Origin of the sequence: uncultured Roseobacter sp. (assembly GCF_947492555.1) — a bacterium.
In the GTDB taxonomy this organism is placed as follows: domain Bacteria; phylum Pseudomonadota; class Alphaproteobacteria; order Rhodobacterales; family Rhodobacteraceae; genus Roseobacter.
Genome location: NZ_CANLNE010000003.1, coordinates 224,224 through 238,306, shown reverse-complemented (window position 1 = coordinate 238,306; position 14,083 = coordinate 224,224). Strand labels below are relative to the sequence as shown.

Sequence of the window (14,083 nt, the reverse complement as noted above, 5' to 3'; positions counted from 1 at the left end):
ACTCAAGGCCACTGACAGGCCCTTGCATAAGACGATCCCGGCAGGACACAACAATCTTCAAAAGGGTTGCGCATATGACAACCAAGAAAAACCAAATCGTTGTTTATGGTTGTTTTTTTGGTGCGCCCGAACCCTTCAACCCGACGTCTCTGGGAACCGGCGAAGGGTATGATCGCGTATTGGTCACGGATCGCAAGGATCTCAGTGTTCCCGATGGCATCAGGCTATTGCATCAGCGCTCTGATGCCCTAGGACCGCTGCATGAATCGCGGCGGGCAAAACTGATGCCGCACCTTTTTTTTCCGGAGCACACTTGGTCAATTTATGTGGACAATCGAGCTTCGCTTGTTTCGTCACCCGCTGAAATCATAGACAGAATTTCCCAACAACTCACGGCTCCGCCGACACCCGGACGCTACCTGTTTCGACATCAGACCAGACAATTCGTTCGAGATGAGCTGGACACCTGCTACCAGGTCGGACTGTTCAACGAGGAAACCTGGCGACTGCTACACCGAACATTTCAGTCTGTGGACCTGCCCCACACGCCTGATCTTACACAGAACACCATCATGATTCAGATGGCCGGTGACGTAAAAACAGATGAACTGAATGCCCTTTGGTTTGAGTTGTTCCTGCGCTATTGCAGGCGTGATCAATTGACACTGAATCTCGCTGAACACATCGGCCGGCAAAAATGGACGCGGTTGGATTTTCCAATGACAGAGGTCGCCGATTGGCCGGTTATTCGCGACGACCAGCGCGCGCGCGAAATTCGATCCAATACAGTCGACAAGCCGCGGGCCCTGTCCTTTGCGAGAATACTCTACAAACGTCGCAAAAACAGAATTTTGCGGAACATCGTCAAAATGAAGGAAAGCCACGGGCTGCCGTAATCTGCAGCAACAGGCAACCGACACCTGCCCTTGTTGTATAGTGGCATGTGCAGACATCTTTGAATTGCAGGCAGGGAATTCAGCCATTAAAGGACGTCCCATGAAAAGCAAAAAACTAAGAAAGCTTCGCAGCAAAGCAAGCCGCTTCGTTGGCTATCGGACCCTGATGGGCACACACGGCATATATGGCTTTGCGCATGGAAAATGCGAAGCCAACCGGATCGCGCTGGTGAACCATCTGGTCACAGTCTACGGCTACAGGCACTATCTTGAGATTGGCACACGGAACAAGTCGGACATGCACGAGAATATTCTTGCAGAGTTTCGAACATCCGTTGATCCCGACCCGACCGCCGAAGCAGACCATTGCTGCACGTCAGATGAGTATTTCAAGACGACTGCGGATACGTTCGACATTATCTTCATTGACGGGCTGCACACCGGCGAGCAGGTATACCGCGATATCAATGGCGCACTTGCAGCACTCAACCCCGGCGGTGTTATTCTGTTGCACGACCTGAACCCTCCGACGGCTTTCCATGCCCGTGAGGAATACGAGGTGAACGGCACTTTTCCATCTTGGAACGGCACAAGCTGGGAGGGATATGCGCGGCACCGTGTCGAAAGTTCGAACCTTGAAATGTATGTCGTGGATGTCGACTGGGGCGTGGGTTTTGTGCGCCCGGGCAGACAGATATGTTATTCGGGATCCGTGTCGGGATACGAAAACCTGGAGCGGGACCGTCATGCGTTGCTGAATCTGATAACCGTCAGGGACTTTCTTCAGCGCCACCCGAAAGCACGTGTGCCCTATTCGCCGCTCGACCCATTGATTGCACGCTCCTGAACCACCGACCAAGGGTCAGGCCAGGTAATCCAGAATGTCCCCGAACTGACGCGCAATCGCCTCATGACTGAACACCTGTCGCATCTGCGCCATTCGGCTCAGTGCTTCTTGCCAGGCAGGGCCTCCATATGCATCCTCGGCCAGATCAAGACCGTCCAGAATGGCCGTTTCAGAGGTATCCGCAATCAGGAAGGGATAGTCATTCCCCAGTAGTTCGACTGCATCATCAACGTCCTTGTTGATTAATACAGGCGCCCCCATCTGGGCTGCAATAAACCCTTTGGTAAAAGGCTTGGCCACGATGTCGCCGGGTTCTTCTTCAACCATCCTGCGCACGCAATAGTGCAAGTTGTAGTCAGCCAGAGTTTTACTTGCGTCTTCGATCTGATCGGCACGATCAATGTTCAGAACAGATATGCGCTTAGCGATAGAATCTGAAATGATCGTGTTTCGGATATCCCCGAAGTAAATGGTGTTCAGACTGTCAGACGGACGGACTTTAAGACCCGCAAGCCGTGCATCCGTGTTGTGATGCAGGAGGAAGGGCTGGCCGGACACTGGCGCGCCTGAAGCTTCCGCTTGGCTGATCAGATCCCGCATCTTGCGCAGAGCGCTCTCTGATGCCGCGATATGCACATCAGCCCGTCGCTTCGTGACCAGTCTCAGATCAGAGTCAACATAGTCGAGACAGGTGAGAGCACCACGGTATCTCAGGATATCCAGCACGCGACTCCGCAGCTCAGGCAGCGAGATCTTCGCAAAAACGATTACATCGCCCGGTTTTTGTTTCAGGGCCCAGAGTTCCTGGCCCAGGCCGCGACGGCGAGGCAGTTTTTCAATTTCGATCCTGACCCGTGAGCCCAGTTGTTGCTCAAGTATCCTGACAAGCTGCACGACCCGCAACTCAGCACTGCCGAAGTTGATCCTCTTGCGGTGTACAACAAACCGGATCGTTGTCTGCTTTTTCATAAGTCAGTTTTCTTTATTTCAGTTGAATGGGCTGGCGATGCCGGGCTCCTGGCACAAATCCAGGCTCGTAAACCTGGTGACCTCACGCGCTGTGGCGTTGGTATCCCCTTATAGATGAAAGACATCCGACATAAAGAGCGCTTTTGGCAGACTTGCGGCGCGGGGGCAGGTCATCCGGTCATCCAGACATGTCTGCCCCCTTTGAGGCCCCGCGATCCTATCTATTCCGCGCAATTTGACGTTCTTCCCGTTCCACTTTCCGACGTATCCTGAGCAGCAACCACCAATAGGCCAACATCCTCGCTGGCTTCCCCATACGCACCCTTTTGCGCACTTGATCATCGGATAGGTTTTCTATCTTCCGGAAAGCTGCTTCGACCTGAGCGTTGTTCTTGTCCCCGGTTTTTGCAGTCAACTCCCCCCGGCGAACCAAATCGGCGGCAAGAACGGTCATCCCCAGGGTCTCTGGCCCATCTTTTTCGTAGTAAGTCTCGGCATCTTTCAAAATACCCAACTGGTACTGGATATGCCTCGCGGACTGCTTGTTTTTGATCATCTGCATCAGCTTGAGGGTCCGGTGAAACCCGAAATGGAAAGCCTGATACCTGTCAGGATCGGGGGCGTGATCAACATAAATTGCCAGGCCATCGGGATCCCGCAACATCGTTCCTTCGTATTGCGGATCAGGATCAACAAACAGCTGGTCGTGTTTTTCCAATTCCCATCGGACGCGCGGGCTGAAACTGTGGACCCCGTAAATTGCACGGTTTGTGTAGTGATCCTGAACCATCGATACCACATGATCTACACCGGGATTGTTCTCAAAAACCCGGTTCACTTCCTGAAGCGCCGTTGGCCGGTTCAAAACCATATCCGCGTCCAGCTTCAGAAAACGATCATAGGAATCCGCGTTGCTCATGATCATCTGATAAAGCGCTTTATGTGCCGCCTCATTGTCCAGCCCGGCAATAACCTCGTGGCTGACATCTACACCCTGCTGAGCCGCCACAGATGCCTTGCACGCGCCAAACTCATTTTCGCCGGAGTGCAGTGTTATGACTAAAAAGCTGGGTTTCATCGGTGACCGGAAAGTTCGTTCAGCGCGTCCGTTAACGTCTGCCGTGGTCGCGCATAGGGGCCTGCGCTTTCAGGCGATGTCCCGAATGCGCTGCGGTAGCCGCAGGCCCGCGCGTATCTCTGCACCCGTGCGTTTTCACCACCATAAGGATAAGCTATCGACGTGACCGGCGTTCTCAATCTGCGGGCCAACCGTAGGCGCGGAAACAGCAATTCGTAAAGCTGTGTCCGTTTCCCGACATCCGGCAGATGCAGGTGCCTGTGAGAATGCGCCCCAATGTCAATCTGCGAATGCCGGGCCAACTCAGCGGCTTCGTCCCACGATAGGAAAACATCACTGACGAACTGTTCTTTGGTGGTGTTGTTTTCAGCCGCCAAACGGTCGATCAAACGAACACGCCGTTTGTAAGACTGCGGTTTCAGCGCCCTATGCACTCTTTTGAACGCTACTTCCCGCGCCTCTGGATCGCTACCGGTGTCAAACTCTTCTCCAAAAACTTGAACGCGGGGCAACGTCGACACCATGTTGGACGCGACAATCTCGTAGGGAAAAACCGTGCGGTCCAAAAAGCCCGTTGTGAGGAACAAAACCAGTCGTGCACCGGTCCGCTCAAGCAACGGCAAAAGGAGCCGGACGGATCGGTAACCATCATCCGCCGTAAGAACTTTTTTGCCGCTTTCTTCAAGGTAAGTTTCCACATCCGAAAGCAGATCTGCATTGCTCAGATTGGCACCAGACAGCCCGTCAGTGGTTTCGCGGATGTCATGTAGATAGACCACCGCATCCCGCTCGGGCACGTCTACCATTTCTTGCTTCGCCACGCCGACAAGTCCCGCCCCGAGATACGTTCCAGGTCCAGGATATCAGGTTCAAAAACCTCGTACAGCTTTGCAATACAACGATCATCAACGTCGGCAAGGGTCTCCATTGTCTTGCGACCCATAGCCCTGTCATAGCGTTTCATTACGGATCTCAGCAGGCGGTAACGCATCATGATCTTATCCGCAGCTTTGCGTCGCTTTGACTTGCGTTCCCCTGCGACGTTCACGCGACGCGCGAAAAGATCGGGGCGCTCAAATCTGGAAATCCCGACAAAGTCACAGATTTCATCCATCAGTTTTTGCGGGTTCGCGGAAACATCATCGAAGAAGCCGATAAACACATTCTCCTCGCCAAACAGCTCTGCATATCTTCTGTAGTGACCTGCATACATTCCGGGTAAAACCCAGGTGTCAAACAGATCGTAATTCTCAAAGACTTCTTCGAACGAAAAGCCGATCTTCAATTTCTTTTTCTCGTGCCAGTAGTGCGAAAAAGCGCGTTCGACAGGATGGCGCGCACTGATGATTATGCGCGCATCAGGGTTATAGGCATGAATACGCTTTGCGGCATCATGGTCCCTGATGTGACTGGGCGTAGGGTCAAGATATCGTGTGAAATTTCCAGTGGGAAACAGCCCATGATACCAGTCTTCTCCGCGCAGATAGTGCATGTCGAAATAATGTACTGAATCTTTGGGAGGAACGGCAACATCCGGGTGATGGCGGATCGCATCGAAAAACCACGTCGTTGCGGTCTTCTGAGGCCCGATATGGAACATATCCACTTTCATTACGCTCTCCTAAGGTGCATTCGAGCCAAACTGCCCTGCGTTCCTTGATGCAGTTTAAGCTCTAGAAAATCATCAGTTCCTGACGAGATACGCCAGTTCATCCGACTTACTCCACGTAACGGTCGAATAGCCATGGCGAGCCAGGTGTTCTCTGAGCTTACCAAGCTTTTCGATTGAGAGTTTGTTGAACTCGTAACCGAAGCCCAGTGGCCTGTGCCGTTCAAGATCGACGGAATAAACCACCTGATCATCGAACCCCTCGGCATCGATCTGCACGAATGGTTGGTCACTTAGCCGATCCGCGTGATCATCGATCAAACGTGAAACTGTCATACATTCCACCTCTACCTCTTCAACACGGTCCTCTGGTGGAATTTCATCAATACCTACAAGATTCATCGATTTTTTAAGAACGTGATTTCGATCAAAGGACGTAATACCTGAGGCGATGATGCCGCGATACCGATCTGAATACTCGGCTTTCAGGCGGTAAAGAGTAAGCTTCCCTTCCGGGCCCAGAGCTACATTCAGGCAGGCTACGTTTTCGTTCCCGGCGTAGTTCTCTTTCAGCTGCTCAAAAACATCCGGCAAGGGTTCTACCAGAACGGCCTTTACATTGGATTTGTTCCTGATCAGAAATCTGTTGATCGGGTCCACCGTAACGCCATCATTCGCACCGCACTGCAGCACACCGATTTTACCTTCGCGTGCAATCAGGCCAGTCAGAAACCCATCAACAAATTCTGGATTTGCGGTCACCAAACCGGGTTTTGAGGCAGCTTTCTGTTCGGCTTCTACTTTGTCCAACCCCAGAAGCCGGCGTATTTTTCTGCGCATCTGATGATTTAGTCCCTGTAACTGCGACGCCATAATGTCGGTTCCATGATCCTTTTGCAAGGTACCGAAATGACTGGTTTTCCAGACGCATATGCCGACTGTCCGGCACTCCGCGCGCGCTGGCGATCAAGGGACCGGAACGGCTGATCCGCCTTACGACAGCTACTGGCACTATGACAGCTGACGCCCGTTCCCAACCGCCCTCATTCTGGCTTTGACAAGGCTTAGGGTGCTTTCAAGGGCCGCTCGCGCGTGGCGTCCTGCAGTATCGGGGAAAACTGAGGTGTCCATGTAAAAACCGGTTGGTTTCTTGACCGTTTGGCGAGGCATTTGTCGATCCCATCCACCCCTTACTTGCGCGTTCGAACGATACCGAATGACAGAGAGCTCTGCCGCGCTGCTCGCCCTCATCTATCTCAAGCCGATTGGCCAAAAATTCTTGCAAACAAGAGGGCACGACCCGGCATCAACCCTGGGTGCGCAGCCACTCCATGACGGCTGGACGCACCGACATTTCCCCGCGGTGACGGGCGTCGGCGATGACTTTGCGAACCTCTTCCAAATTGCTGCGGCGGAGCAGATTTTTTACCGGGCCGATTGAGGCAGGACGCATCGAAAGACTGCGCAACCCGATCGCAGCAAGACACATGGCCTCAACCGGGCGTCCGGCATCCTCGCCGCAAAACGACAACGGCGTGCCCGTCTTGGCACAGCGTTCGACGATGCCCTCAAGAAAGCTCAGGAAAGAAACGTTCAACGTATCATAGCGCCGACGCACGCGTTCATTCTCCCGATCCGCGGCAAAGAAGAACTGTTTCAGGTCATTGCCTCCGATGGAGAGAAAATCCACCTCCTCGAAAAACTTCACCGGCGCAAAAGCCAGGCTAGGAGTTTCCAGCATAGCCCCGATTTCGATAGACGCAGGCATTACATGGCCGAGACGTTCCTCGGCGGCCAGCGTCTTTTCCATGAGCCTGCGGGCGGCGCGGTATTCTTCGAATTGCGCCACGAAAGGAAACATCACGGTCAGTGGACGCCCATTGGCCGCCCGGATCAGCGCCTGCAGCTGCATCCGCATGATGCCCGGTTTGTCGAGACCCACGCGAATGGCCCGCCAGCCCAGGGCCGGATTGGGCTCGTCATTCGGTTTCATGTAGGGCAGAACCTTGTCCGACCCGATGTCGAGCGTGCGGAAAATCACCCGCTTGCCCTGCGCCGCGTCCAGCACCCGCGCGTAAAGAGCGACGAGCTCGGAACGGCGCGGCATCTGGTTGCGCACGAGAAACTGCAATTCCGTGCGGAAAAGCCCAACACCCTCGGCACCTGAGTTTGGCAGGGACGGCAGATCCGCCATCAGACCTGCGTTCATGTGCAGCGACAACACCGCACCGTCCTTTGTTTCCGCAGGCTTGTCGCGGATAGAGGCATAGCGCTCCTGCGCCGCCGCCAGCATCGCGATCTTGTCGCGGAAGGCGCTGACCACGGTGTCATCAGGCCGCAAGTGCACGACGCCCTGCTCCCCATCCACCATGATGTGATCGCCATTCAGCGCTTCGGTCGTGACCCGGTTGGCATGCACCACCAGCGGGATGGCCAGGGCGCGCGCGACAATGGCTGCGTGACTGCCCACTGACCCTTGTTCGAGCACGATGCCCTTAAGACTGCGCCCATATTCCAGCAGTTCCGCAGGCCCGATGTTGCGCGCAATCAGAATCGGATCGGCAGGCATTTCCGCACCCGTATCCGCCCCCTGCCCGGTCAGAATCCGCAGCAGACGATTACTGAGATCATCCAGATCGCTGAGACGTTCGCGCAGGTAATTATCGGTCACCTGCCCCATACGGGCACGGGCCAGTGATTGCTCTTTCTCGACTGCCGCTTCGGCGGAGAGGCCGTTGGAGATATCTTCCTCCATCCGCCGCATCCAGCCTTTGGAGTTGGCGAACATCCGGTAGGCTTCCAGCACCTGCTGCTGATCCTTGTCCTGACTGCCCGCGATCTCCAGCATCTTATCGACACCAACGCGCAGTTGTTCGACCGCTTCTTTGAGGCGCTCCAGCTCACGCACGGGATCATCAGCGATGGGGTTGGTCACCACCACGCGCGGTTCATGCAGCCAGACATGTCCCTCGGCCGCGCCTTCCTGACCAACGGTCCCGCGGAACATCGCCGGTTGCGAGTGGCGTGCCGACATCGCCGCGTTGTCGCCGATGAAAGCGCCAAGTTCGGTCATCTCGGCCAGCACCATGGCCACGACCTCCAGCGCATAGACCTCATCCGCCAGAAACTCGCGCGCCGTTCTGGATTGCACAACCAGAACGCCCAGCGCCTCCCCCAGCCGCTGTACCGGCACGCCGAGGAAACTGGAGAACACCTCCTCTCCGGTTTCCGGCATAAAGCGGAACCCTCTGGCCTGAGGCGCATCAGCCGTGTTCACCACTTGGCGCCGCCGTGCCACCTGGCCCACAAGGCCCTCGCCCAGTTTCATACGGGTTTTATGCACCGCGTCCTGATTGAGCCCCTCCGTGGCGCAGAGCTCCAGCGTATCCTCATCGCGGAACAGGTAGATGGAGCACACTTCGCACCCCATGCTGTCGGCAATCAGATGGGTGATCTTGTCGAGCCGGGCCTGTCCTTCGACATCGCCCGCCATCGCATCGCGCAGCCGCCCCAGCAGCTTGCGCGATCCGGTTTCCAGACGTTCTGCCACGCGTGCGATCCTCCCACGTCTTCGAGCACCCGTCCGCAGTCAACGCGGATCAGGCGGCTTTTTCCAGCTCGAAGGCATCATGCAGCGCCTGAACGGCGAGTTCCATGTATTTCCTGTCGATCAGCACCGAAATCTTGATCTCCGACGTCGTAATGACCTTGATGTTGATGCCTTCGGCACTCAGCACCTGGAACATTTTCGCGGCGACACCAGTGTGGGACCGCATGCCGATCCCCACGACGGAAACCTTGGCCACATCCGTGTCGGCGATGACTTCGTGAAAGTTGATCACGCCATCGGCTTTGGCGTCCGCCACGGCTTTTTCGGCGCGCGCGACCTGATCGGTCGGGCAGGACCAAGTCATGTCCGTGCGACCTTCCTCGGAGATGTTCTGCACGATCATGTCAACGTTCACGCCGCCATCGCTCAGGGCCGTAAAGATACTGGCCGCGATGCCGGGGCGGTCGGCCACGCTCACAAGGGTCATCTTTGCTTCATCGCGTGAAAAGGCCACGCCCGCCACCACATTGCTTTCCATGATATCCTCCTCGTCGCAGACCAGCGTCCCTGCGTTATCCGATTGTTCTTCAAAACTGCTGAGCACGCGCAGCCGCACCTTGTAGCGCATCGCCAGCTCGACAGACCGGGTCTGCAGCACCTTGGCGCCCAGCGAGGCCAGTTCCAGCATCTCTTCAAAGGCGATCTTTTCCAGTTTGCGTGCCTTTGGGCTGACCCGCGGATCGGTAGTGTAGACACCATCCACATCCGTATAGATATCGCAGCGCTCCGCCTCGAAAGCCGCAGCAAAGGCCACAGCCGTCGTATCGGACCCGCCCCGTCCCAGCGTGGTGATCCGGCCCTCGGGGCTCACCCCCTGAAACCCGGAGACAATGGCAACCTTCATGCCCTCGCCGAACTTCGCCATGATATTGTCCGGAGGAATTTCCTCAATGCGCGCGGCGGAATGGGCGGAGGTGGTTTTCACCGGCACCTGCCAGCCCTGCCAGCTGCGGGCGGGCACGTCCATTTCCTGCAGGGTCAGCGCCATCAGTCCAGCGGTCACGTTTTCGCCGGAGGAGACCACAGCATCATATTCGCGCGCATCATAGAGCGGCGATGTCTCGTTCACCCAGCCCACAAGCTCATTGGTCTTGCCCGACATGGCCGACACGATGACGATCACATCGTAGCCCTTGGCCACTTCGACGCCAACGCGCTTGGCCGCGCGCCGGATACGGTCCAGCGTGGCCACGGAGGTGCCACCGAATTTCATCACCAGAACAGGCATGATGCGCCCCTTGCATTAATCGCGGCGGGTTTACGCTGTGGCGCAGGGAACCACAAGCCGTTCAGGGGCTTATTGCCAGCAATCGTGTCGCGGGATTTCAGAAGGCGTGGGGACGGCCATCCCAGGTTTCAAAGACACCGGTGCGGGTCACGTCAAGCGCATCGAAACGGGCAACCAAGCCGTTCACGGCTTCGTCTACGGTGATTTCCGCTGCAGATGTGCCCATGTCGGTCTGCACCCAGCCCGGGTGATAGATACCCACCGCAATCCCTTCGGGCATCAGGTCACTGGCCAGATTGCGCCCGATGTTCAGGGCCGCAGCCTTGGAGGACCTGTAGATGTAGCTGCCGCCCGGAGCACGCTCTGACGATGCCATTTGCGACGAGATAATCGCGATCCGCCCCGCCTTTGACAGACGCAGATTTGGCAGCAGCGACTGTACCGTCAGAAAGACACCGGTTACGTTGACGGCAAAGGTCTGGGCCCATTGCTCGAGCGGGTAGCCATCCTCCAGCATCTGCCCCTTGTCCAGATAGACACCGGCGTTACAGACCAATAGGTCGACCGCCTGCCCGTCCAGACGGGCGGCAAGGGCAGCATGGCTTGCCGGGTCAGTGACCTCCAGCGGGTGGTCTCCGTCCCGCGCGGTGCCGATCACCTGCTCACCGCGCTTGCGATAGGCGGCAGCCAGCCCCGCGCCGATCCCGCGGTTCGCACCGGTGATGACAATGGTCATGATTTCAATTGGCCTTTCGGTTGGGCAAAAACGGCAGCGGTGCCACCGGGATACCGTCCTCTATCAGCTTCTTGGCCTCGGCGCCGTTCGCCTCGCCGTAGATCGCCCGTTCCGGCGTGGCGCCCAGGTACATCGACCGCGCCTCTTCCGCAAAACGCGGCCCGACGTAGTCCGCGTTATCTTCGACATGGCGTCGCAGTTCGGTCAGCGCCTTTTCCTGCTCCGTCTTTGACGTGCGCAAAGGCTTTTCTGGTGCATCCTCTGCCGAGAGGGCAACACGCGGGGCCATCACCGCCTTGTCTACGGTCTCCGATCCGCACACGGCGCAGGCCACATGTCCTGCCGCCTGCAGCTTGTCAAAGGCCGACGCCGACTGAAACCAGCTGTCGAAATCATGCCCCTGATCACATTTCAGCGCATATTGAATCATGGCCCGCAGAATACTCCAAAGCCGTTACCAAGTCTTTATGACATGGGGCAGAGACCACCTGTCGTCAAGGAGATCCGGCCGAGGCACGTGGATCGAAGTCGCGCAGAATGCGCGCTAGTTCGGGTTCGTCCACAAGGCGCGCCGCTTTCTTACGCGACATCCACGCGCGCTCCCGCTGGCCAGCCTCGGGGTAGTCATCGGCCAGCGTTTCGACCTCCACGGCATAGACCATGGCCAGGCAGGGCAGCGCGCCCAGATCCTCCGCATCCTTGCTGTAGGAAAAGATGCCCAGGCAGCGCCCGTCGGATGTCCCGCGGACCCCGGCCTCTTCCCAGGCCTCCTGCACGGCGGAACCTGCGGGGGTGAGACCATCCATGGGCCACCCCTTAGGCACAATCCAGCGTTTCGAGCCGCGCGAGGTGATCATAAGCACGCGAATCTTGCCTTTCTGAACCCGGTAGCACAATGCTGCAAACTGCGTCCGCACGTCCCGCTTGCCTGCGCCCGACAGCGATATTGGCAGTTGTTTTATCATAGTGAGATCACAAGAACTTTGGAAAAACCGGCGCTCAATGCGTCGCTGAACATCTTCAAATATGCCCGAGGATGAGCGGTTTGCCAACAAATCAAGGCCTGCGTGGCAAAACAGATCGGGCCCTGTGACAATCTTGAATCAGCGCAAATCCCGCGCGGCCATGCGCACGCGCAATCTGGCCACCAATTCCTCAATGGGCACATCCGCGTCTATCGACAGTTTTCGCAGACCGAAATGAACATGGGCCATTTCCTGATAGTAGGTCGTATAGGCGTAATTTGTCGCGGCCCCGGCCACCGCCCCCAATACGGGCACGGTCTGCGCGGCCAGCTTCTGGCCCAGAACCGTGGCCAGCCTTGGCGCCACACGCGTTATGATGCTCTGCAATGCAGGACCGGTCAGCGTCACCCGCGCAGAAAGAAACCCAAGATCGGCGCCGTCATCGTCCGCCAAGGGTCCGGCAGCGGCAAACACCTCGATGCAGTCGAATTGCACGCTTTCCGACGACGGATCGAACCCGTGTTCGACGGCGACGCCCTGAATGATCCGCAACAGAAGGGTTGTGGTCACAGGCAGTTCTGCGAGCGCCGTGGGCAGCCCCCCGACCCCGCCGGCGGCACCCATGGCCGTGCCCACCACGGTGTTGAGCCAGCCTTTCTGATCCGGCACCACATCGCGGCTGCTGTGCGCCACCTTCATGGCCTGCTCCAGCGCCCGGCGCGTCGCCTCCTGAAGTCCGGATTGGGCGGCGGTGGGCAATCGGTCCAACAATCCTTCAGCCCGTCCGCCGATGATGTTCAGGAGATCGACCGCCCCGCCACTGGCGCGTTTGTAGCGCCGCGCCAGCGCATCCAACTGCACGTCCACATCCACCGGTACGATCTGTGAAATATCATCCATAAAATCTCTCCTCTTTCACAAATGGGGAGAGATGTGCCGTTTTCAATCGGGCCCCAAACCGTCGGACGGGTACCGCTGGACCGTTCCGGCGATGCCCGTCCACGCACCGGGCGCCAACGCCTGCCCCAACACACGGTCCGGGTTGGTGGGAGGCGGCATGACAACACCGCTCAGCTTTTCAAAGCCGAACCGCGCGTAATAAGGCGCGTCGCCGACCAACATCACCCGCGCCCACCCGTCACGCGTCGCAAGCGCCAGAGAGCTGCGGATCAGTTCACCGGCCAACCCTTCCCCCTGCCGCGTGGGGTGGACAGCGATCGGACCCAGCAAAAGAGACACCGCCCCTCCGGCCAGAACGGGCCAGTAGCGGATTGCGCCTGCCAGGATGCCATCCACATCCCGCGCAACCTGGTTGAGGCTTGCCACAGGGGCCACGTCATCGCGCAACCGGTAGGACGACAGCGCCTCGCGTCCGGGCGCAAAACACAGATCGAAAAGCGCTTCGACCTCATGCACATCCTGCGCGGTTTCTACTTTCAGTTCGTACACTGCAGGCGCGTTGCCCCGGCTTGGGTTTCAGGTAGCCCGCCCGTAGCACATGCGTTACACCGGCTGCAAACGATCAGGAGTTTCCGATGTTCTACCGCCCCGCCGATGGCCATGGTCTGCCGCATAACCCCTTCAACGCCATCGTCAGCCCGCGCCCCATTGGCTGGATATCAACGCGCGATGTGCAGGGGCGCAACAACCTGGCCCCCTACTCCTTTTTCAACGCCGTGGCCTATGTGCCGCCCCAGGTGATGTTCGCCTCCACCAGCAGCAAACCCGACCGGGGCGACACCAAGGATTCCGTGGCGAATATCCGCGAAACCGGCACCTTCTGCGTGAACATCGTCGAATACGGGATGCGCGATGTGATGAACGCCTCCTCCGCCCCGCTGGCAAAGGATCAGGATGAGTTCGACGCGGCGGGCATCACCCCGACGGAATGCACCGAGATCGACTGCGCCCGCGTGACCGGTGCGCCTGCCGCGCTCGAATGCAGGATGACCCAGATCATCAAGGTCGAGGGTGAGACCAACTTTGTGGTTTTTGGTGAGGTGGTGGGCGTTCATATCCGTAACGACACCATCGTGGACGGGCGTTTCGACGTCACCAGTTTCCAGCCGCTCAGCCGTCTGGGCTATCACGACTACGCCCGCGTGACGGAGCTTTTTGAGCTGGTGCGCCCCGGCATGTAGGCGC

The 14,083-nt window shown here is 57.5% G+C and carries 15 protein-coding genes; 3 read left to right on the top strand and 12 right to left on the bottom strand.

Features of this window, described 5'->3' with window-relative positions:
- Window positions 1-74: 74 nt before the first annotated feature.
- A complete protein-coding gene (locus tag Q1A07_RS14260; protein ID WP_299782455.1) occupies window positions 75-896 on the top strand; it encodes a glycosyltransferase domain-containing protein in 822 nt (273 codons plus the stop codon).
- A gap of 40 nt (window positions 897-936) precedes the next feature.
- Window positions 937-1,743, top strand: a complete 807-nt coding sequence (locus Q1A07_RS14255) for a class I SAM-dependent methyltransferase (RefSeq protein WP_299782453.1) — start codon at window positions 937-939, stop codon at window positions 1,741-1,743.
- Window positions 1,744-1,758: 15 nt separating this feature from the next.
- On the opposite strand, the gene Q1A07_RS14250 is transcribed toward Q1A07_RS14255, so the two are convergent.
- The 12 genes from Q1A07_RS14250 to Q1A07_RS14195 form a co-directional block, all read right to left on the bottom strand.
- Entirely contained in the window at window positions 1,759-2,712 is a 954-nt protein-coding gene (locus Q1A07_RS14250) for a hypothetical protein (RefSeq protein ID WP_299782451.1), read from the bottom strand.
- Between the two features lie 217 nt (window positions 2,713-2,929).
- Window positions 2,930-3,790: a hypothetical protein gene (locus Q1A07_RS14245; protein ID WP_299782449.1), complete on the bottom strand. Its 861-nt coding sequence runs from the start codon at window positions 3,788-3,790 to the stop codon at window positions 2,930-2,932.
- Complete coding sequence (locus Q1A07_RS14240; RefSeq protein ID WP_299782447.1) at window positions 3,787-4,611, bottom strand: polysaccharide deacetylase family protein; 825 nt, start codon at window positions 4,609-4,611, stop codon at window positions 3,787-3,789. The genes Q1A07_RS14245 and Q1A07_RS14240 overlap by 4 nt, the downstream gene beginning before the upstream one ends.
- Window positions 4,590-5,402, bottom strand: coding sequence for a sulfotransferase domain-containing protein (locus Q1A07_RS14235; RefSeq protein ID WP_299782445.1), 813 nt, complete (start codon window positions 5,400-5,402; stop codon window positions 4,590-4,592). The genes Q1A07_RS14240 and Q1A07_RS14235 overlap by 22 nt, the downstream gene beginning before the upstream one ends.
- Window positions 5,403-5,474: 72 nt before the next feature.
- The gene (locus tag Q1A07_RS14230; RefSeq protein ID WP_299782444.1) at window positions 5,475-6,272 is read right to left on the bottom strand and encodes an FkbM family methyltransferase; all 798 of its coding nucleotides are present in this window, start codon (window positions 6,270-6,272) and stop codon (window positions 5,475-5,477) included.
- Between the two features lie 433 nt (window positions 6,273-6,705).
- A complete protein-coding gene (ptsP, locus tag Q1A07_RS14225) occupies window positions 6,706-8,949 on the bottom strand; it encodes a phosphoenolpyruvate--protein phosphotransferase (protein WP_299782442.1) in 2,244 nt (747 codons plus the stop codon).
- 49 nt (window positions 8,950-8,998) lie between these two features.
- The gene (locus Q1A07_RS14220; RefSeq protein WP_299782440.1) at window positions 8,999-10,237 is read right to left on the bottom strand and encodes an aspartate kinase; all 1,239 of its coding nucleotides are present in this window, start codon (window positions 10,235-10,237) and stop codon (window positions 8,999-9,001) included.
- Between the two features lie 97 nt (window positions 10,238-10,334).
- The gene (locus tag Q1A07_RS14215) at window positions 10,335-10,973 is read right to left on the bottom strand and encodes an SDR family NAD(P)-dependent oxidoreductase (RefSeq protein WP_299782438.1); all 639 of its coding nucleotides are present in this window, start codon (window positions 10,971-10,973) and stop codon (window positions 10,335-10,337) included.
- Between the two features lie 4 nt (window positions 10,974-10,977).
- The gene (locus Q1A07_RS14210) at window positions 10,978-11,403 is read right to left on the bottom strand and encodes a DUF1178 family protein (protein WP_195818629.1); all 426 of its coding nucleotides are present in this window, start codon (window positions 11,401-11,403) and stop codon (window positions 10,978-10,980) included.
- Between the two features lie 64 nt (window positions 11,404-11,467).
- Window positions 11,468-11,938: an NUDIX hydrolase gene (locus Q1A07_RS14205; RefSeq protein ID WP_299782436.1), complete on the bottom strand. Its 471-nt coding sequence runs from the start codon at window positions 11,936-11,938 to the stop codon at window positions 11,468-11,470.
- A gap of 138 nt (window positions 11,939-12,076) precedes the next feature.
- Window positions 12,077-12,838: an EcsC family protein gene (locus tag Q1A07_RS14200; protein WP_299782434.1), complete on the bottom strand. Its 762-nt coding sequence runs from the start codon at window positions 12,836-12,838 to the stop codon at window positions 12,077-12,079.
- A gap of 42 nt (window positions 12,839-12,880) precedes the next feature.
- Window positions 12,881-13,387, bottom strand: a complete 507-nt coding sequence (locus Q1A07_RS14195; protein WP_299782432.1) for a GNAT family N-acetyltransferase — start codon at window positions 13,385-13,387, stop codon at window positions 12,881-12,883.
- Window positions 13,388-13,473: 86 nt separating this feature from the next.
- On the opposite strand from Q1A07_RS14195, the gene Q1A07_RS14190 reads away from it, so the two are divergent.
- Window positions 13,474-14,079: a flavin reductase family protein gene (locus Q1A07_RS14190; RefSeq protein WP_195818625.1), complete on the top strand. Its 606-nt coding sequence runs from the start codon at window positions 13,474-13,476 to the stop codon at window positions 14,077-14,079.
- Window positions 14,080-14,083 lie beyond the last annotated feature (4 nt).

What these genes read in the sequence shown, in the direction of transcription:
- Q1A07_RS14200 (WP_299782434.1), bottom strand. Translation starts at nt 12,838, where the DNA reads ATGGATGATATTTCACAGATCGTACCGGTGGATGTGGACGTGCAGTTG.
- Q1A07_RS14220 (WP_299782440.1), bottom strand. Translation starts at nt 10,237, where the DNA reads ATGCCTGTTCTGGTGATGAAATTCGGTGGCACCTCCGTGGCCACGCTG.
- Q1A07_RS14215 (WP_299782438.1), bottom strand. Translation starts at nt 10,973, where the DNA reads ATGACCATTGTCATCACCGGTGCGAACCGCGGGATCGGCGCGGGGCTG.
- Q1A07_RS14245 (WP_299782449.1), bottom strand. Translation starts at nt 3,790, where the DNA reads ATGAAACCCAGCTTTTTAGTCATAACACTGCACTCCGGCGAAAATGAG.
- Q1A07_RS14235 (WP_299782445.1), bottom strand. Translation starts at nt 5,402, where the DNA reads ATGAAAGTGGATATGTTCCATATCGGGCCTCAGAAGACCGCAACGACG.
- Q1A07_RS14210 (WP_195818629.1), bottom strand. Translation starts at nt 11,403, where the DNA reads ATGATTCAATATGCGCTGAAATGTGATCAGGGGCATGATTTCGACAGC.
- Q1A07_RS14230 (WP_299782444.1), bottom strand. Translation starts at nt 6,272, where the DNA reads ATGGCGTCGCAGTTACAGGGACTAAATCATCAGATGCGCAGAAAAATA.
- Q1A07_RS14250 (WP_299782451.1), bottom strand. Translation starts at nt 2,712, where the DNA reads ATGAAAAAGCAGACAACGATCCGGTTTGTTGTACACCGCAAGAGGATC.
- Q1A07_RS14205 (WP_299782436.1), bottom strand. Translation starts at nt 11,938, where the DNA reads ATGATAAAACAACTGCCAATATCGCTGTCGGGCGCAGGCAAGCGGGAC.
- Q1A07_RS14190 (WP_195818625.1), top strand. Translation starts at nt 13,474, where the DNA reads ATGTTCTACCGCCCCGCCGATGGCCATGGTCTGCCGCATAACCCCTTC.
- Q1A07_RS14260 (WP_299782455.1), top strand. Translation starts at nt 75, where the DNA reads ATGACAACCAAGAAAAACCAAATCGTTGTTTATGGTTGTTTTTTTGGT.